Source organism: Nostoc sp. (genome assembly GCF_036917635.1).
Lineage (GTDB): Bacteria > Cyanobacteriota > Cyanobacteriia > Cyanobacteriales > Nostocaceae > Nostoc.
The window spans coordinates 55,575-74,160 of record NZ_JBALCW010000053.1; the positions used below are offsets into that span (position 1 = coordinate 55,575).

The 18,586-nt window shown below is 43.1% G+C and carries 16 protein-coding genes; 9 read left to right on the forward strand and 7 right to left on the reverse strand.

Annotated elements, in window-relative coordinates:
• Positions 1-576 precede the first annotated feature (576 nt).
• Positions 577-729, forward strand: a complete 153-nt coding sequence (locus V7K32_RS14255; RefSeq protein ID WP_334994249.1) for a hypothetical protein — start codon at positions 577-579, stop codon at positions 727-729.
• An 80-nt stretch (positions 730-809) separates the two neighbouring features.
• Here the strand turns inward: V7K32_RS14255 and murI are convergent, their stop codons facing one another.
• The 5 genes from murI to V7K32_RS14280 all read right to left on the reverse strand — a co-directional run bounded on the left by murI (position 810) and on the right by V7K32_RS14280 (position 8,512).
• Positions 810-1,676 (reverse strand): glutamate racemase, encoded by an 867-nt coding sequence (gene murI / locus V7K32_RS14260; RefSeq protein ID WP_334994208.1) that lies wholly within the window; start codon positions 1,674-1,676, stop codon positions 810-812.
• A 128-nt stretch (positions 1,677-1,804) separates the two neighbouring features.
• Positions 1,805-3,700 carry an N-acetylmuramoyl-L-alanine amidase gene (locus V7K32_RS14265; RefSeq protein WP_334994210.1) on the reverse strand — a complete coding sequence of 632 codons (1,896 nt, stop codon included), beginning with the start codon at positions 3,698-3,700 and terminating at the stop codon, positions 1,805-1,807.
• A 504-nt stretch (positions 3,701-4,204) separates the two neighbouring features.
• Positions 4,205-6,106, reverse strand: coding sequence for an N-acetylmuramoyl-L-alanine amidase (locus V7K32_RS14270; protein WP_334994212.1), 1,902 nt, complete (start codon positions 6,104-6,106; stop codon positions 4,205-4,207).
• 569 nt (positions 6,107-6,675) lie between these two features.
• Positions 6,676-8,154 carry a cation:proton antiporter gene (locus V7K32_RS14275; RefSeq protein ID WP_334994214.1) on the reverse strand — a complete coding sequence of 493 codons (1,479 nt, stop codon included), beginning with the start codon at positions 8,152-8,154 and terminating at the stop codon, positions 6,676-6,678.
• Positions 8,155-8,380: 226 nt separating this feature from the next.
• Positions 8,381-8,512 (reverse strand): hypothetical protein, encoded by a 132-nt coding sequence (locus tag V7K32_RS14280; RefSeq protein WP_334994216.1) that lies wholly within the window; start codon positions 8,510-8,512, stop codon positions 8,381-8,383.
• Positions 8,513-8,657: 145 nt separating this feature from the next.
• Here V7K32_RS14280 and V7K32_RS14285 point away from each other — a divergent pair, with 145 nt between their 5' ends.
• Positions 8,658-9,395 carry an SIMPL domain-containing protein gene (locus V7K32_RS14285; protein ID WP_334994218.1) on the forward strand — a complete coding sequence of 246 codons (738 nt, stop codon included), beginning with the start codon at positions 8,658-8,660 and terminating at the stop codon, positions 9,393-9,395.
• Between the two features lie 54 nt (positions 9,396-9,449).
• Here V7K32_RS14285 and V7K32_RS14290 read toward each other — a convergent pair whose 3' ends face one another.
• Positions 9,450-9,812, reverse strand: a complete 363-nt coding sequence (locus tag V7K32_RS14290) for a single-stranded DNA-binding protein (RefSeq protein ID WP_334883592.1) — start codon at positions 9,810-9,812, stop codon at positions 9,450-9,452.
• 362 nt (positions 9,813-10,174) lie between these two features.
• Here V7K32_RS14290 and V7K32_RS14295 point away from each other — a divergent pair, with 362 nt between their 5' ends.
• From V7K32_RS14295 to mreD, 3 genes are all read left to right on the forward strand, one after another.
• Complete coding sequence (locus V7K32_RS14295) at positions 10,175-11,182, forward strand: rod shape-determining protein (RefSeq protein WP_334994220.1); 1,008 nt, start codon at positions 10,175-10,177, stop codon at positions 11,180-11,182.
• 97 nt (positions 11,183-11,279) lie between these two features.
• Positions 11,280-12,065, forward strand: coding sequence for a rod shape-determining protein MreC (mreC, locus tag V7K32_RS14300; protein ID WP_334994222.1), 786 nt, complete (start codon positions 11,280-11,282; stop codon positions 12,063-12,065).
• Between the two features lie 24 nt (positions 12,066-12,089).
• Positions 12,090-12,707: a rod shape-determining protein MreD gene (gene mreD / locus V7K32_RS14305; RefSeq protein ID WP_334994224.1), complete on the forward strand. Its 618-nt coding sequence runs from the start codon at positions 12,090-12,092 to the stop codon at positions 12,705-12,707.
• Between the two features lie 477 nt (positions 12,708-13,184).
• On the opposite strand, the gene msrB is transcribed toward mreD, so the two are convergent.
• Entirely contained in the window at positions 13,185-13,679 is a 495-nt protein-coding gene (msrB, locus tag V7K32_RS14310; RefSeq protein ID WP_334994226.1) for a peptide-methionine (R)-S-oxide reductase MsrB, read from the reverse strand.
• 426 nt (positions 13,680-14,105) lie between these two features.
• On the opposite strand from msrB, the gene ssuD reads away from it, so the two are divergent.
• The 4 genes from ssuD (at position 14,106) to V7K32_RS14330 (ending at position 18,539) form a co-directional block, all read left to right on the forward strand.
• Positions 14,106-15,266: an FMNH2-dependent alkanesulfonate monooxygenase gene (ssuD, locus tag V7K32_RS14315; RefSeq protein WP_334994228.1), complete on the forward strand. Its 1,161-nt coding sequence runs from the start codon at positions 14,106-14,108 to the stop codon at positions 15,264-15,266.
• Positions 15,267-15,293: 27 nt separating this feature from the next.
• Positions 15,294-15,932: a beta-class carbonic anhydrase gene (locus tag V7K32_RS14320; RefSeq protein ID WP_334994230.1), complete on the forward strand. Its 639-nt coding sequence runs from the start codon at positions 15,294-15,296 to the stop codon at positions 15,930-15,932.
• Positions 15,929-16,495: an NADPH-dependent FMN reductase gene (gene ssuE / locus V7K32_RS14325; RefSeq protein WP_334883577.1), complete on the forward strand. Its 567-nt coding sequence runs from the start codon at positions 15,929-15,931 to the stop codon at positions 16,493-16,495. The genes V7K32_RS14320 and ssuE overlap by 4 nt, the downstream gene beginning before the upstream one ends.
• A 706-nt stretch (positions 16,496-17,201) precedes the next feature.
• Positions 17,202-18,539 (forward strand): FAD-binding oxidoreductase, encoded by a 1,338-nt coding sequence (locus V7K32_RS14330; RefSeq protein WP_334994232.1) that lies wholly within the window; start codon positions 17,202-17,204, stop codon positions 18,537-18,539.
• The last annotated feature ends 47 nt before the right edge of the window (positions 18,540-18,586 follow it).

Genomic DNA, 18,586 nt, shown 5'->3' on the forward strand with positions numbered 1-18,586 from the left:
TCAAAAAATTTGAAATTTAGCAGTCGAAGAAGCTCAAAATGTAAGGTCGTTGTGTTACGCTAAAATATAGGAATTTTAAATTTTTCAGATATTCACACTCCAAAAGTAAATCAACTACTAAGTAATTTTACTTGCTTGGTGATGTAAGTCTAAAATAATTAGTCGTAGCTTAAAATTAAGGAAATAATTCCTTTTATTTTTCCTACGATCCGCGAAACTCCTGGTTTGGAGCTATGCGATATCCCTATGGGAAGCCGCTACACGTCTTCAGCGCACGTTGAGCGCAAGCATTGCTCCTTTCACAGCAATGTGATCAAAAATAAAGCAGATCAAGTAGACCGCAAAGAATCATAGTTTTAGATTGCTAAAAGGCAATCTAACTGCTGTGGGATCTATGGTCTGCAAGAAGTCGCATTAGAGAATAAATTATTTGTCTGTAGAGAATTTTATATCTATAGGTAATTCTACCATAGGAAACTCCAGCCATGAAGAAAGCACTTGCTTGGCTGAGGTTCTACTAATTTTATATTGATTTAGAAAGGTGCTAGTAGAACAATGATTTACGGAAGTATACCTATGATGATTTTTATTTTAGCGTCTGGATATTTGTTCACAGTTTACCTGTTGTTAGCACTGGCAAAGCGAACAGGTACAAAAACTAATCCGACAAGTTTCCCTTCATCTAGCGAAGGAAAACATAAGCAGGAGATATCAGTTAATAGTCAATAGTCATTTGTCATTTGTCATTTGTCCTTAGTCGTTAGTCTTTGGTCATTTGTTTTGATTAAAGGACTAAGGACTAATTATTTTTATTGGAGTTGGGAAATAGCGCTATCAGTGAAGCAAACCTGTTCAACAATTGGGGTATAGCCTAGCCACTGTACTCCTGACTGGGAAAACTGTTTCGGACAACCACTAACGGCGAAGCGAGTTGGCAGTGGGAGGTGAGTATTTTTTAAGCCTAGTAAGTCTAGCTCTTGGGAACAAGCTGCTACGACATGAACAGCTGGGTCAACCAGTTGGACATGAGAGGGGAGGAGCGATCGCAATACTGGTGTAAGGTGGGGATAATGGGTACAGCCGTGAACTAAGGTGTCAATTTCCTGCTCTAATAAAGGCTCTAGGTAGGCTCTTGCTACTTCAGCAGTGTAGGGGTCATGAATCCGGTTTTGCTCGATGAGTGGCACAAACTCTGGACATCCAACTTGCCAGACTTGGACATCTGGAGCAATTTCGAGGATAGCGTGCTTATAAGCATTACTTTTAGCCGTAGCGGGAGTGGCAATTACACCAATCCGCTTTCCTTGCTGCACGGCAGCTTTTGCACCTGGTAGGATTACTCCCAAAATGGGTATGTTGAATTCCTGACGCACGGTTTCTAGCGCCAGGGCAGAACTGGTGTTGCAAGCCATAATCACCATTTTTACCTGCTGCTGTTGTAGCCAGGTAATAATTTCACGCGTGAATTGTAAAATTTCTGTTTGGGAACGAATTCCGTAAGGAAGTCTAGCTGTATCCCCAAAGTAAATAATTGATTCATTGGGGAGTTGCCGATATAGTTGTCGTAGTACTGTCAGCCCACCCACACCACTGTCAAAGATGCCAATTGGGGCCTGTTGGGGTTGTTGCTCAGAAAAATCGTCAAGATTCGCTTCAAAGATCGAAGATGAATACACAGGCAGATATAAATTTAGGTTTTGGGATTTAAAATACAGAATTTAGCAGACAATGTACAATTTGACCACTAAATTCTGGACGCTAAAAAAGTCTAAATACCACCTTTTAATTAGTAATTTGTACTATATTAGCGCTGTAAGTATTTTAGGATGCCACGAGCGATCGCTTCTGCCATCTGATTTTGATACTCTGGTGTTCCCAATCTGGGATTGTCTTCTCGACCAGTCATATAACCTGTTTCTACTAAAATCGATGGCATAGAGCTTTTTCTGAGAACGTAGAATCTGGCTTTGCGGGTTCCCCGGTCTTTGATTGTACTGATGTTCTGGAGGATGGTATTGCGAACAACTTCAGCCAGAGCATAACCGCTATCATAATAATATACTTCTAACCCGTTAACATCAGGGCGATTATCAACCGAATTAGCGTGAATGCTGACAAAGGCAGTCGCATTAACTCGCTCGGCAATTTCTACCCGTCCCTGAAGTTCTACGAAAAAGTCAGCATCCCGTGTGAGTACTGCTTGTACACCATTTTGCTCTAAAATTGCTGCTATCCTTTTACCAATAGGGAGAATTACGTCCTTTTCTAAAAGTCCGCCTAGACCTGGGGCACCTGAGTCTTTTCCACCATGTCCTGGGTCAATCACAACTAGTAATTTCCCTCTGGGAACTGAGGGACGCGGCTGTGGCTGAGAGATAGGACGGGGATTATCTGTGGGGTTTGGGAATTGACTTAGGTTTGGCGATGGCAGAGGAGGTAAACCAATCCCCGGTGTGACGCTACCAGAGCGTTGTAATTCTAAAGCCAAAAGCTGGTCGCCAACCTGATTGAGTTCCCCAATTTGGACTCCGGCTGCTGGTTGAACCAAGACGACGACAGTATTAGATTCTTGTGGTTGCAGGCGAACCCGCAGGATAGGGCTATTAGCATTAAAAGTTGGGCCTGTAACTTTGGGAGCTAACCGAGCATTGTTGATGGTGATACGGAACAAACCAGAAGTTCTATCCCAGCCTCCTGTAGCAGATAAAGCTTGGTCGCCTCTAATCAGCAGTTGTGTGCCATTACCAGCCAATTGCACAGACTGAATGGTAGCAAGTGAGGTGTTAGTAGATGGTATTAGGCGTGGACTATTACCTCCAGGCAACTGAGCAACGCCACGACTGGGAAGAACGACAAAACCACCAATACTGCTAGTGGTTGCTCGCCAATTTTGACTATTTTCGTCCACCCGTAAAGTTATGCGAACAACAGATGGGCTTGTTTGTAGTTGGCTGAACTGAATGTGGTTGACACCATAGCGATTAATCGGCAAATCGCGCTGTCCTAGATTTGGTGATAAAGTAGCGCCAGTAATATCGATGTTAACTGCTGTTTGATCGTTGCTACGATTTACCTGAATCTGAGGATTACCACCATTGGTGCGGATGAAAAAACCATCGCCTGTGACTTGTAAGCTCTCAATTTGAGTAACTCTGGCGGCAAGCATTCGGTTTTTAGGCGGATTGACAGGGTTTGCTGTCACTACGTTGTAAATATTTCTTTGGGAGAACAGTGGTGGAAATGTTCTCGGTGAAGTCTCTGTTGCTATAGCTTGTTCTTGTTGCCCCCCAGTATTTGAGGGGACATTTTCAGCTACTGGCGTAGGTAATTGTACCATCCAGCGATCGCCAGTTGTGCCAACAAATTGTACTCCCTTGGGGTCAAGAGTATAACCAGGAGTCAGTTCAACGACTATGCGCGTTGTTTGTTCGTCAAACTGCCCAACACGGATAGCGCGAATTGCACCACCCACCGATTGCGTTAGCTGCGGACGCCCAAATGTGGTTCCTGGCAAATCAATTACCAAACGAGTGGGGTTAAAAATTAATTGTGCTTGGGGTTGAACATTCCCCGAAGTATTAATTTCCAGACGATTTTGGTTGGTATCAAAACGCCAAGATTGGAGTCTCGCGGCCATTGCCGGCGACGACAGCATGAAGATAGTTCCAATAGTACTGGATAGTAACCAGTGTAATTTCACAGTCCTTTCTCCTAATTCACATTCATGGGAGCCGTCAACATCTCAACATATTGGCAAATCCTCACACCGTCACCGCGCACATTTGAGTTTTGCGCTGTTATTAAGACACAGCTAATGGCGTAAAATATAGCACGCTCTTTTGATTTTGCCATGCCATGAGCCTATATAAATTTGACTGTCAATTTTAGATTTTAGATTCCTAATTTTAGATTTTTTAATTTTTGGTTCATGGCAAACTAACGCTTTGATACAATAACACCCCTTATGGCGTGAAATAATTCCATTATCGAAAATTTAAAATTCTCAACCCCATCCCTTTATCGGTGGGGTTAATCCAAAATCCAAAATCCAAAATCCAAAACTGCTTGCCTTGCAAATCATCAGATGACAATAACAAAGAAGCTACTCCTATCCCGCCGCAAAAATACTTAAATTGTTTACTACTAAATTGGATAAAAATGGTAAAGATTACATGTATTTACTCAATAATTTCGACTAAATCATTTATCTTCTCTTTAAATACTGAAGAACGCCACGAGCGATCGCTTCTGCCATTTGATTTTGGTAAGCTGAGGTTCTGAGCCTAGCCATATCCTCTCGACCAGTCATGTAACCCGTTTCCACGAGAATCGAGGGCATAGAACTTTTTCTGAGGACATAAAATCTGGCTCGTCGCACTCCCCTGTCTTTGATAGTACTAATACTTTGAAGAATGCTACTGCGGACAATGCGAGCTAGATTCAGACCACTATCGTAATAATATACTTCCAAGCCATTAACATCGGGACGACTTGCACCTGCGGAATTAGCATGGATGCTAACAAACACATCAGCATTAGCCCTTTCTGCTAATTGCACCCGTCCTGGAAGGGTAACAAAATAATCAGAATCCCTGGTCATAATTACTTGTACGCCATGTTGCTGTAAAATCTCAGCAAGTTTCTTACCAATAGGCAAGATAACATCCTTTTCGCGCGCCCCCCCAATGCCAAGCGCTCCAGAGTCTTTGCCACCATGTCCTGGGTCAATAATGACTACCACTCGCCCATTGCTAATTCGGCGCTGTGGTTGTGTTAGGGGCTGGGGATTGGGATTGCTTAGGTCTGGGAATGGCCCCCGGTTTGGCGGTGGTAGCCCAGGTAAAGCAAAGGGGGGTCTTCCGGGGAGGGCGACAACTCGCCGAGAATTTTGTATTGATACCAAAAGCTGGTTGCCAGTTTGCTGAGGTTGCCCAAGTTGCACTCCGGGGGCTGGTTGAACTAAAACAACGACTGTGTTGGGTTCTTGTGGTTGCAGGCGTACCCGGAGAATGGGGCTATTGGGAGCAAAAGTCGGGCCTGTGACTCTAGGAGCTAACTTAGCATTGCTAATTGTGACACGGAACACACCCAAGGATCTATCCCAGGTTCCCGTAGCAGATAAAGTTTGGTTGCCTCTAATTAGCAGTTGTCTGTTATTATCAGCCAGTTGTACAGACTCAATTGTTGCTGCCGAGTTGTTAGCAGATGGTCTGCTGGGAAAGGAGGGTGGTTGTGACTGATTGTCAGAATTATTATTTCCAAGCAATCTGACAACGCGATTAGGTAGAACTACTAATCCACCACTGTTACTATTAGTTGCTTGCCAGTCGGGGCTATTTTTATCTACCCGCAAAGTCAGGCGAACGCCAGGAGGTTGGCTTTGTAGTTGGGTAAATTCGACGCGGCTAACACCGTGTCTATTAACAGGGATATTATTCTGTTGCGCTAGACGTGGTGATAAAGATGCGTCAGAGATATCCATAAAGATGCTAGCGCGATCGCGGCTCCGAATTACCCGAATCGGAGGATTACCACCACTGGTGCGAATGAACAACCCATCGCCTGTTACTTGTAAGTTCTCAATTTGAGTCGCCCCTCTTGTAGTAGTGGCAACCCTTGAAATACCAGGTTGCGGCTCAGAGTCTGGGGTAACAACACTATAAGCAGTTCTGGGAGAAGAGGCTACTCTATTGACTTCGGGTCTAGGTAATTGCACCATCCAGCGTTCACGAAGTGTCGCCGCAGGGGATTCGCCAGTTTTACCTACAAATTGCACTCGCTTTGGGTCTAAAGTATAACCAGGAGTCAGTTCGACAACTATACGAGTTGTTTCTCCATCAAACTGCCCAACCCGGATCGAGCGAATTCCTCTGCCTACCTCTTGCGTTAGCTGCGGACGCCCAAATGTAGTTCCTGGCAAATCAATTACCAGCCGAGTTGGGTTGAAAATTAATTGTGCCTGGGGTTGAACTGCTCCTACAGTATTAATTTCCAGCCTGTTTTGATTGGCATCAAAGCGCCAAGATTCAAGTCTCGCAGCCATTACCGGCGACGATAGCATGAAGATAGTTCCAATAGTGCTGGGTAGTAACCAGTGTAATTTCACAGTCTTTTCTCCTAATTCACGTTCATGGGAGCCGTCAATATCTCAACTCATTGGTAAATCATCACATTGTCACCACCTAAACTTGACCTCTGATGCCTTTTTTGATTTTTTAAGCTGGTATAAAGACGCGCTTAAATCAGTTATCAGGTTTCATAATTTGGGTCTAAATCCTCATGTGAAATTTTCCACCTTTAGAGGTAGGAATTCTGACTCCCAAGGAAGCTAGAAAACTAATAACTGATAACTGTTCACTGATAACTGTTTTTTGCTTTTCGCCATCAATGTACTAAATAGATAATTCCCATTCCTTTGAGAGGATCTAGCAAAATTTATGGGTGTTACTCTCCAATTACCTGGAAAATTTTCAAATAAAGGTTCACAAAGCAAGGGAGACTGGAAATAAATAACATTCCGAATGCTGGTAGAAATTATAAACAGACGATTATTCTACAATCAGATGGGACAGAAATTTAAAGAGAGAAGTTTCCATTGCATAACTAGGGATGAGGGGGATGAGGGGGAATTATTGAACAAGTTTCTCCCTATTCCCTATTCCCCATTCCCAAAGATTAGCGATCGCTAGATTCTGGGGTTACTTCCAAGTTGTTACTGTCATTTGATGCTGGCACCCTCAACGAAGGCGGTTCAATTAACAACGAGGTTCCAGAGGAACCATCTAAAATCAGTTGGTCTGAGCCTGAATCCACAGTTTTTGGGTCTGGAAATACAAATCGTAACAAAGGAGGAGCTAAAAAGGTTGTCAAGATAACCATCATGATGATTGCCGCCCCTAATGGTTTCGAGAGAGCGCCACTGGCTGCACCGACAGCAGCAAATACTAATCCGACTTCCCCTCTAGGAATCATCCCCACACCGATCGCTAAACGGTTGATTTCCGGTTGACCAAACACGCTTAAGCCTGTGATTACTTTACCGAGAATGGCTACTGTAATCAGGAAAATTGCCATAATTAGACCTTCCCGATTATCGGGAATTGCTGGGTTTAAAACTCCCAAATCGGTTTTTGCGCCAACAGTCACAAAGAAAATTGGCACTAAGATATCGGCAATGGGGCAGACTTGCGTTTGCAGTTCTTTACGCTTATCTGTCTCTTCTAGAACTAAACCCGCCGCAAAAGCTCCTAAAATTGTTTCTAAGTGGATAACGGCGGCAAGGTATGCCATAGCAAAAGCGAAGATGAATGCTGGTATTACCAGTCCACCGCGTGTTTTGAGTTTATCAGCGATCGCCACAAAAGATTTATTGAAAACATTCCCTAGTAAAATTGCTCCCAAAATAAAACCAGTGGCGCTGATAATCAAATAAATGACTTTGCTGACATCCACCACGCCATCTTTAGCTAAACTGGCAACTACCGCTAAAACGATGATTCCCAAAACGTCGTCAATTACGGCAGCACCCAAAATAATCTGCCCTTCTTTAGAATTGAGTCGCCCCAACTCTGACAGCACCTTAGAAGTAATCCCAATACTAGTGGCAGTCAAAGCCGCCCCTGCAAAAATTGCGGGTACAGCAGCAATTCCAAACAAAGTCATCAATCCCACAGTGCCAGCTACAAAGGGTACTGTTACCCCCACTACTGCAACAATTGTGGCTTGGATACCAACTGCCATTAAATCTTTTAAGTTCGATTCCAAGCCGATTTCAAACAGCAGGATGATCACACCCAATTCTGCCAAAACGGAAATGACCTCAGATTGCGCTGTAAACACGCCTGGAGTCGCTTGAGGCGTTAAACCAGCAGTGATTTGAAGGAAGGACATGATTAAAGAGTTAGAACTGTCTGTGCCGCTTTCTGGAAACACTAAAAGGTGGAAAACAGAGATGCCAACTACCACCCCACCTACAAGTTCGCCTAAGACAGGCGGTAAACCCACTTTGTTTGATAACTCTCCACCAGCTTTGCTGGCGAGATAAACGACTACTAAGCTTAGTAACACTGCTGCTACTACCATTGAATTGTCTGCGGCTTGTGTTGCGGTAGCCAGCAGAGGAAAAGAGAAGCTGATTGGATCTAACAAATGCATGGGTTCTCTGAAAATCCTTCTCTTTGATTTTGACGCGTTTCTGAAAAACATCCTATGGAAATGCTATTGGCAACTTCTTTAAATTAATTTGTGTAAAGTTCGTAGTCAGGACTTCAGTCCTTGATTTTTAAGCACTAAAGTGCTATTAAAAACCCTTAAAACTAGCTTGAGAAAGTACTGGTGTAATTTTTTTAGTTTCCAAAAATGTAACCATTTCAGCTTTTGATTATGGCAGTGTCAAAGTAAAAACATACAAATCGGATCTAGCGATCGCACTTGAGTTGTGAAAAACTTGTGGTGACTGTTGACTTTTAACAGCCACCAGAAGATTGCTAAGTAGGTAGGCGTAATTAAACATCTATATCAAACCTCACCCTCAATCCCTCTCCTTATTATTGTCGGGGTCAGCCGGAGGCAGGGTGAGGTTTGATATTTAATTTGACCCACTTACTTGTATACGTTTATTAAAAACATCTGTGGATATTTTGAGGAGTGCAAATCTTATGACTACCGCTTTACCCGGTTCTCAATTTCCCCATAGAAAGTTGTGGAAAATACTGTCTTTAGCAATGCTTTTATGTGTAAATTTTACACTGCCTACATCGGCACAAGAAAAAGACAAGTTGTGGCGAACCCTTAGTGTCAGTGGTCGCGGGGTAGAAACAATTCCTACAACCTTGGCGCAAGTCAGTTTAGGAGTGGAGATTCAGGGGAAAACAGCCCAAGAGGTACAGCAAGAAGCCGCCCGGAGGTCGTCGGCTGTAGTTGCATTCCTCAAGAGCCAAAATGTTGAGAAATTACAAACTACTGGTATCCGACTTAATCCAGTTTATAGCTACACGAATAATGTGCAGAGGATTACAGGCTATGCTGCCAATAACACTGTGAGTTTTCGCATTCCTACCGAGAAAGCTGGTACATTATTGGATGATGCAGTGAAAGCGGGTGCAACAGAAATTAATGGTATTAGTTTTGTTGCTAATGATGAAGCGATCGCATCTGCTCAAAAACAAGCATTAAAAAAAGCCACCCAAGATGCCCAGCAGCAAGCTGATGCTGTTTTTAGTGCCTTGGGTTTAAAATCCAAAGAAGTGGTGAGCATTCAAGTTAATAATGCTAGTGCGCCTCCACCACCCATGTTTTTAAGGGCTGAGGCTGCCAAAGTAGCTGATGCTTCCACGCCTGTCGTTGGTGGTGAGCAGCAACTAGAAGCATCGGTGACGCTGCAAATTAGTTATTAGTCATTGGTCATTGGTCATTTGTTTTTGGACTTTGGACTAATGCCCAATGCCCAATTAATAATGTTCTGGAGACATATCTCCCGTTGCTCCGTCTCCATCTTGCCTAGAACCCAATAAGTCCACTTGGTCTACTAGAATAACTGGTTTAGAGCGGCTAACTCCTGTTTGGCGATCGCTCCAAGCCTCAAACTTCAACGAACCTTTAACGGCAATTTGTTTACCTTTTTGCACATAATTCTTTGCAAACTCTGCTGTCTTTCCCCATAGTTCTAACTCGAACCAGTCAGGTTGATCGCTGTTGCGCGATCGCCTTTTTACCGCTAGTGTCAATCTACACTTTACACTACCAGACTCAAAATACTTAATCTCTGGGTCGCCGCCTACACGACCGACTAGGGTGACAAGATTGATACTCATGTGCGTTACCTTTTAGTACTTATGTACTGATAAATTTAGACTTTCATCATAGCGAATTGTGAAACACTTGAAAATAATGTGTTAAACAGTTAACAATATAGTTGGCTTGAAAAATTATACATACTACTAGGAGAAACACATAAAAGTATACGGATATACTAAGCTAATCATAAAATATCAAAAAACAGACAAGTGAAACATAGTAAATATTCCTGGGAATCATATAAAAATATAGTCTAGTTTACTCAACTCAGGATATAAACATAATCGAATTAACTCTTTCGATAGTAGTCAAGAAGTATCGCATACAGGGGGCTTAGAGACGCGTGGGTATTTTTAGGAACTTTCGCACATCATGGGATATGGGTATCGACCTCGGTACCGCTAACACCCTCGTTTATGTATCTGGTAAAGGTATTGTACTGCAAGAGCCTTCTGTAGTTGCTATCGATGTCAACGAAAAGGTAGCACTGGCAGTAGGAGAAGAAGCCAAAAAAATGCTCGGTCGCACACCTGGAAATGTGATTGCCCTCCGCCCCTTGCGCGATGGTGTAATTGCTGATTTCGAGATAGCCGAGCTGATGCTCAAAAGCTTTATTCAGCGTGTAAATGAAGGTAAATCTTTAATCTTACCCCGGATTGTCATTGGTATTCCCAGTGGTGTCACAGGAGTAGAAAGGCGAGCTGTGATGGATGCAGCTCACCAAGCAGGAGCAAGAAAAGTTTATTTAATCGATGAACCTGTAGCTGCTGCCATTGGTGCAGGACTACCTGTTGCTGAACCCACTGGCAACATGATCATCGATATTGGTGGTGGGACAACAGAAGTCGCAGTGCTGAGTCTTCAGGGTACAGTGATTAGCGAATCAGTACGCATTGCTGGGGATGAACTGACTGAATCCATCCTTCAGTATATTAAGAAAGTTCATAACTTAGTCATTGGTGAACGCACTGCCGAGGACATCAAGATTCGGATGGGTTCTGCCTATCCTACTAATGATGATAATGACGCCACGATGGAAATCCGAGGCTTACATTTGCTTTCTGGTCTTCCGCGAACTGTAACAATCAAAGCCCCAGAAATCCGTGAAAGTATGTTGGAACCGCTATCAGTAATTATAGAAGCTGTGAAGCGGACACTAGAACGTACACCTCCAGAACTGGCAGCAGACATTATTGACAGAGGTATTATGTTAGCCGGTGGTGGTGCTTTGCTCAAAGGCATAGATACCTTAATTAGCCATGAAACGGGGATTGTAACCCACATTGCCGCCGATCCTCTCTGCTGTGTTGTCTTGGGAACAGGTCGTGTGTTAGAAAACTTTAAACAGTTAGAACGAGTTGTTACTGAAAGCTCTCGCAATATGTAGCAAAAATATCAGACTTGAGTTCTATTTGAGTTCTATTTGGGTTTTATATAAATAGAATCCAAGTAGAACTTAATTATTTAAGTATGTAAAGGTATATATGGTTACAATACGGCGTTGGTGGGATCATAAAGGGTTACAAATGGGGTTGATAGCCCTAGTAGTTGGTAGTGCTTGGATATTGCGACAAACTCAAGGTGAATTGGTGCTTGAGACATACCAGGCAATTATCCGTCCGTTAGAGATGTTGCAGTCAGGGCCAACTCCAGAAGAACGTCTTAGGGATGCGCGGATATTGGAATTGCAAACCCGGATAGTAGATTTGGAAAGTCAAAAGACCAAGCTACAAGATTTATTAGGCTATGTGGAAAAAGAGCCATTGGCATCACGCCCAATTCCAGCGCGGGTGGTAGGACGTAGTGCTGACCAGTGGTGGCAACAAGTTACCCTGAATCGCGGTGCGAATGCAGGGATTCACGAAGGCTTCATAGTCAAGGCAGAAGGCGGATTGGTGGGTTTGGTGGAGAGTGTAACTCCCAATACTAGCCGCGTGTTGTTAATTAGCGATCTTAAAAGTCAAGTGGGTGTATCAGTTAGCCGCACAGCAGCTAAAGGCGTTTTGCGAGGGGATTCTTCAGCAGAAGCTGTGCTGGAGTTTTATGAAAAAGTCCCAAATGTCAAGGTAGGAGATTTAATTTCCACATCTACTTATAGTCAGAAATTTCCATCTGGTTTGGCAGTAGGACGAATCAAGTCGCTGGATTTAAAGAAACTTCCCGCATCAGTAGCGAAAATTGAGCTTTTTCCGCCAATCCGCTCTCTCGATTGGGTAGCTGTTTATCCAAAGCTAGAAAACCAAGAGTCGGAAACCCAAAAGTCTAAGTAAATTTTTCAAAAAATTCATAGAAAAATGAAGATTCCTGCATTTGTTGGTAGCAGGCAGAAAAAGCCAAAATCGTCAGGGCGAAAATCGAAATTCCGAATCCAGCCACTTTCTCGTTGGCATCCCGGTGTCCGTCAGTTGTTGGGTTGGATAGTGACGGCTAGTTCTGTACTGTTATGTTTACTATTATTGCCAACCCGCCTACCGGGTATGGAATTATTGGGAATTGCCCCTAACTGGCTGTTAATTTGGGTGGTAGCTTGGAGTGTGAAGCGCACAGTGTTTGCCGGAGCATTGGCAGGTATAATTTTGGGGCTACTTCAAGATTCAATGACATCACCTAACCCTACTCATGCCCTCAGTTTAGGTATAGTGGGAATTTTAACTGCTCTGCTCCAAAAACAGCGTTTTATCGAAGAAGATTTTATTTCGATTGCTGTAATTGTCTTTGTTATGGCAGTTTTTGCAGAAACTATTTTTGGGTTGCAATTAACTTTGATGGGGAATGAGCGCAAGGTAACAGATATTTGGACATATTACCAGCGTGTCGCCCTAGCCTCTGCCATTCTTAGTAGTCTGTGGGCACCTGTGGTCTATTATCCGCTAAATCTTTGGTGGCAGAGGATGAAGTTGTTGGAACAATAGTCAAAGGATTTTGGATTTTGGATTTTAAATTTTGGATTAACCCGGATAATCAAACAACACCGTATCATAGTAGTTAGTGGCATTTATGTTTGATACTTTCTTTTTTGCCTTAAAAAATATCAGGTAAGTCATCTTCTGATTTCTTGACGGCAGAATTTGGAAGCTTTAACTAAGTAATCTAATTGGAGAACGCTAATGTCGAAGGAAAGAAAAAGTAATAAAGAGGTTAAAAAACCTAAAAAAGATCCCAAAGACAAAAAGGAGAAAAACGAGCCAAATAAATAGAAATATTTAGGTAAATAACTTTAGCGAAGACCAAGAGTTGTATTTCTTTAAATTGACAATACTTCGTCCGGTAGCATTGAGTAGGAGAAGTTATTGTCAACAATCTATTCACCCTTGGTCAAGCCTCCAAATTTCATAATTTAGGTTAGTGCGTGCGATGTCTACGACGGGCTATTCGGCGTCGCAACTAAATTAGGCAGGAGTAAACTTCAACGAAACCCCATTCATGCAATAGCGCTTGCCTGTGGGTGCAGGTCCGTCGTCAAAAACATGACCCAGATGGCTACCACAGCGACTACAATGCACTTCAGTTCTGGTCATAAACAACGACCGATCTACAGTAGTAGCGATCGCACCTTCAATCGGGTTAAAAAAGCTAGGCCAGCCAGTACCACTGTTAAATTTGGTATCAGATGTAAACAGTGGCAGTTCACACGCAGCACAATAATAAGTACCCTTGTCGTATTCTTTGTCCAATGGGCTGGTGTGAGGGCGTTCAGTCCCGTGTTTACGCAATACATTAAACTGTTCTGGCGTTAAAATCGTGCGCCACTCTTCTTCAGGTTTGGTAATTTCAAATCCACTATTAGAAGTTGTCATCGCTTCTGACCCCCAATTGATATACCTTGATAATAATGCTGTGCCGACTATTACTGCACTAGCCTGTAAAAAATACCGTTTGTCCATATATCTATTATTTTCTATTTTTAGGTTAACTGGGCAATCAACTCTAGTACGGGATTCCCTACATTAATAACTATAATCAGCGATGTGTGATATCATGTCCGGCTAATTAGTTACAGTTACCACATCTGTGTAAAAATTGGAAAACCCTCTTTCCCCCAGCAAGAACAGCAATAACTGCCCCCTTGCAGTCTTAATGATAAGTCTTTAACCAGACACGATATGACGACAAGCCGCTTCTCTATGAGAGAGAAAAAAGGGACAAGGGGTGACCCGATCGAACAGGGCTTAATATACATTTGACTGATAGAGTTACCGGAGTTTTCTGAAAACTTATTGCTTGATTAAGTAGAATATGTGATACTTTAAAAATTATAAATAAAGAGCGGTATTTCTACCGGGTTACCGTAGTTTTAAAGGACAAGACTCATGCAGCTACTATGGTTCATCCCAACCCACGGCGACGGACGTTACCTTGCAACTGCTACAGGTGGGCGAGCAGTAAGCTTTCCTTATCTGCGGCAGATTGCCCAAGCGGTGGATGACCTTGGTTATACAGGGGCATTGCTGCCTACAGGTCGCTCTTGCGAAGATGCTTGGATTGTAGCATCAACACTAGTATCACTGACGCGACAGATGCGTTTTTTGGTGGCGATTCGTCCCGGCTTGGTATCACCTGGAGTAGCAGCACGGATGGCGGCGACTTTTGATCGTCTCTCTGGGGGACGCTTGCTGATTAATGTCGTGACAGGAGGCGATCCTGTAGAGTTAGCGGGTGATGGCTTGCATTTGGATCACGATCAGCGCTATGAATTAACAGATGAATTTTTGACAGTATGGCGAGCGATCGCTAGTGGTGAACAAGCCAATTATCAGGGCGACTACCTTAATATCCAAGATGGTAAACTGCTGTTTCCACCCGTCCAGAAGCCATATCCGCCCTTGTGGTTTGGCGGTTCCTCTGCTGTTGCTCAAAAAATTGCTGCCAAGCATGTAGATGTCTATCTAACTTGGGGCGAACCACCGGCGCAAGTAGCCGAGAAGATGGCATCAGTTCGCAGACTTGCACAACTAGAAGGCCGAACTTTGCGGTTTGGGATTCGCCTACATGTGATTGTGCGGGAAACGGAGAGTGAAGCTTGGGATGCGGCGAATCAATTGATTAAGTATGTAGATGAAGAAGCGATAGCTTATGCCCAAAAAGCTTATGCCCGGATGGACTCAGTTGGACAACGCCGAATGACTCAGTTACACCACGGTAATCGTGAGGCATTAGAGATAAGCCCGAATCTGTGGGCGGGAGTTGGTTTGGTACGGGGTGGTGCGGGAACGGCCTTAGTAGGCGATCCCCAAACCGTAGCTGCCAGGATGTTGGAATATGCTTCTTTGGGTATTGAGTCCTTTATTCTCTCTGGCTATCCCCACCTAGAGGAAGCTTATCGAGTTGCAGAACTTCTATTTCCCCATTTGCCGTTAGAGAATCTGCCAGCAGTAGAGAAGCAACATGTCTTAAGTCCATTTGGCGAGATTGTGGCAAATGAAGATTTCCCTAAGCAGCAGCATCAGGAAAGAGCAACGTCCATATCCTAGTAATTAAGAACTAGAAAATTGCCAGCCATGTTGCACCAGGAAATTGACCAAAAAATCTCAGAAAAAGAAGCGTGGGCATTGCGTCGTCAGTTAGGGATACCTAACAATAAACGGTTGTGGGTGCTGGCTTGCATGGACGAACGTTTACCTGTAGAAAAAGCATTAGGAATTGGTGAAGGAGATGCTCATATTTTCCGTAATGCCGGGGGCTTAGTGACGGATGATGCTATTCGGTCAGCGATGTTAACTACACAGTTTTTTGGCACCAAAGAAATCATCGTTATTAATCATACCGAATGTGGCATGATGACAGCATCAGGAGATTTTCTCACTGAGATATTGCAAAATCAAGGTATTGACGTGGATCAAGTCAATGTCGATCCTGCTTTGCCAGAGTTGAAGCTACCAAAAGGAGTTTTTTCCAAATGGATCAAAACCTTTACCGATGTGGATGAAATCTGCACACAGCAGGTGGAATTGCTGCGTAATTCTGCTTTAATTCCCCACGATGTAGTTATTCATGGTTACATTTGGGAAGTAGAGAGTATGAGTTTGCGCCGTCCCTACAAACGTCTGAGCGATCAGGTCAATACAGCATCAGCTATGAAGACCAAAACCACAAAACATACTCAACCCATTTTAGAAATTGGGAGTTTAATTGAATGACTCATATTCTAGCGATCGCAGGTAGTCCAACCCATCCATCTAGAACTTACGGTTTTGTCGAATACACTGCCAAGCTTTTACAACAAGAAGGCTTGCATGTAGACATTATTTCAGTTCGAGATTTGCCTGCTGAAGATTTAGTTTTTGGACGTTACGATAGCCCTGCTTTAGAACAGCCAAAAGCTTTATTAGCAAAGGCAGATGGTGTAATTATTGCCACCCCAATCTACAAAGCTGCTTACACAGGAGTACTAAAAACATTTCTAGATTTGCTGCCACAAAAATCATTGACAGGTAAACCCGTGTTACCAATTGCTCTTGGTGGGACGATCGCTCATTTATTGGCAATTGAATATGCACTCAAACCTGTGTTATCTGAATTAGGAGCGCGGCATATCCTAGCTACTATTTATGCGGTAGACAAACAAGTTCAACGACAAGCCGATCACAGCGTCTTGTTAGATGAGGAAATTGAGCAAAGACTCAAAGACGTTCTCAAAGAATTTGTGAAAGCTGTAGAATATGATGCCGCAGCGCCTCAAGAATTGGTTCATGCCAATTAAATAATCAAGTTTATACCTCCGTTTACTCGTAGCGGATGGGTAATTTATACCCCTCTGCTACATTTTTTTAAAATTAATTAGAGCAACACAAATTTATTCTCAGAAATTACACTTTTAGAGCGAGATTTAAATGAATAGACTACACCTAGACTTATCTAGTCTATTCATTTAACACTAGTGTTATTTATGCTTGTTTACATAAGATATATTGTAAATATGCCAACTTTCTCCTAACTCTAGCTGTAGTAGACGAGGAAATTCCACTCATCTACTATTTTTTTCTGGTAATTTCAAAGCTTATAAACAAATTCCCAAAATTATAGATTGCATAAGGTATTACCCTTATCCAACCTAAGTGCGATCGCTCTTAATACAAGAGGATCATAAACTTTATCCAGCTTTAAGAAAGCTCAAATTTTTACCAGAAGAGTCGGTAATTGTTAACTTTTGATCTAAGCGATCGCTTCAAAAACAACCTTATTTTATTTGGCTAGCAGTGAGGGCTGATTACAAGCTAGCGTTAGCGTAGCCCGCAGCCCGCACTTCGGCTCCTTTCGACTACGCTCACGACAGGCTCAAGGCAAGCCGCTCAGTGACCACCGTAGCCATCGCTCCCTATATTAAAACCACCATAGATTAATGGTAATGTGCTTTTTTGGTCAGGTTAGCCAGTAAATTAGATGTAGGGCATAAAAAAATAAACTCAATGAAAGCAATGTCTAACGACAGGCCGCAAGCCGTCTGCGCTTCTGATTTTGCATCTATTGTCGGCGAAGAAAATGCTGTTTGCCTTTGGGAAAATATCGAACTCAATCAGCAAAAACGTATCCAACAGGCTGTAGCTTCTGGCAAACTTCCCAGTTGTATTGTTTATCCTCGCACCCAAGAACAGCTAGCCACAGTTATCGCCACAGCTCACACAAATAACTGGCGCGTCCTCCCCTGTGGTAGTGGCAGTAAACTCAACTGGGGTGGTTTAGCCAAAGGCATTGATGTTGTAGTCAGTACAGAACGCATCAATCAACTGATTGAACACGCTGTTGGGGATTTGACTGTCACGGTAGAAGCTGGGATGAAATTCTGTGATTTGCAAGCGCTTTTGGCAAAGTCGCGGCAATTTCTCGCCCTTGACCCCACTGCACCAGAATCGGCAACTATTGGCGGTATTGTTGCCACAGGTGATACAGGTTCGCTGCGGCAACGCTATGGTAGTGTGCGCGACCAGTTACTAGGTATTACTTTTGTGCGTGCTGATGGACAAATCGCTAAAGCTGGGGGAAGAGTAGTTAAAAATGTTGCCGGATATGACTTGATGAAGTTGCTTACTGGATGTTATGGCACATTAGGCTTTATTAGTCAACTAACTTTTCGCCTGTATCCGCTATCAGAGACATCGGGGACGGTAGTACTAACGGGTAAAGCTGAAACTATATCTCAAGCGGCTGATATCCTTCGAGGTTCAGCTTTAACACCAGTTCAGGCTGATTTGCTATCAACTAAATTGGTGTCTAGCTTAGGTTTGGGTGAAGGACTGGGATTAATTGCTCGCTTTCAAAGTATTAGTGAAAGTGTTAAAGAACAATCAAACAGAGTTTTGGAAGTAGGGCAAAAGTTGGGTTTAGATGGGGCAATTTTTGCTGATGGTGATGAAGCTAATCTATGGCAGAGATTGCAAGAACGAATACATAGTACTGCTACAGAATCAGTAATTACCTGCAAAATAGGAGTGTTACCTACTGTTGCCGTGGAGATTTTGACTCAGGTGGAGTTAGGTTTAATTCATATTAGTAGTGGTTTAGGTTTGTTACAATTAGAGAGTAAAAATCAAGTTTTGAAAGTGCGCGATGAGCTACGCTCCGCCACAGGCGATCGCACTCAAGCTCATAGTGGTTTTTTAACAATCTTGTCAGCACCAATGGCGGTTAAAGAACAAATAGATGTTTGGGGCTACACGGGCAATGGTTTACCGTTGATGCGGCTCCTTAAGGAACAGTTTGATAGTAAGAATATTTTAAGTCCTGGTCGGTTTGTGGGTGGAATTTAGTTTTAACTAACCGCAGAGACACAGAGAACGCTGAGATAGAGAGGGGA

What these genes read in the sequence shown, in the direction of transcription:
- mreD (WP_334994224.1), top strand. Translation starts at nt 12,090, where the DNA reads ATGAAGATTCCTGCATTTGTTGGTAGCAGGCAGAAAAAGCCAAAATCG.
- V7K32_RS14280 (WP_334994216.1), bottom strand. Translation starts at nt 8,512, where the DNA reads ATGTTTAATTACGCCTACCTACTTAGCAATCTTCTGGTGGCTGTTAAA.
- ssuD (WP_334994228.1), top strand. Translation starts at nt 14,106, where the DNA reads ATGCAGCTACTATGGTTCATCCCAACCCACGGCGACGGACGTTACCTT.
- V7K32_RS14295 (WP_334994220.1), top strand. Translation starts at nt 10,175, where the DNA reads ATGGGTATCGACCTCGGTACCGCTAACACCCTCGTTTATGTATCTGGT.
- V7K32_RS14285 (WP_334994218.1), top strand. Translation starts at nt 8,658, where the DNA reads ATGACTACCGCTTTACCCGGTTCTCAATTTCCCCATAGAAAGTTGTGG.
- V7K32_RS14330 (WP_334994232.1), top strand. Translation starts at nt 17,202, where the DNA reads ATGAAAGCAATGTCTAACGACAGGCCGCAAGCCGTCTGCGCTTCTGAT.
- V7K32_RS14290 (WP_334883592.1), bottom strand. Translation starts at nt 9,812, where the DNA reads ATGAGTATCAATCTTGTCACCCTAGTCGGTCGTGTAGGCGGCGACCCA.
- mreC (WP_334994222.1), top strand. Translation starts at nt 11,280, where the DNA reads ATGGTTACAATACGGCGTTGGTGGGATCATAAAGGGTTACAAATGGGG.
- ssuE (WP_334883577.1), top strand. Translation starts at nt 15,929, where the DNA reads ATGACTCATATTCTAGCGATCGCAGGTAGTCCAACCCATCCATCTAGA.
- msrB (WP_334994226.1), bottom strand. Translation starts at nt 13,679, where the DNA reads ATGGACAAACGGTATTTTTTACAGGCTAGTGCAGTAATAGTCGGCACA.
- V7K32_RS14320 (WP_334994230.1), top strand. Translation starts at nt 15,294, where the DNA reads ATGTTGCACCAGGAAATTGACCAAAAAATCTCAGAAAAAGAAGCGTGG.
- V7K32_RS14275 (WP_334994214.1), bottom strand. Translation starts at nt 8,154, where the DNA reads ATGCATTTGTTAGATCCAATCAGCTTCTCTTTTCCTCTGCTGGCTACC.
- V7K32_RS14255 (WP_334994249.1), top strand. Translation starts at nt 577, where the DNA reads ATGATGATTTTTATTTTAGCGTCTGGATATTTGTTCACAGTTTACCTG.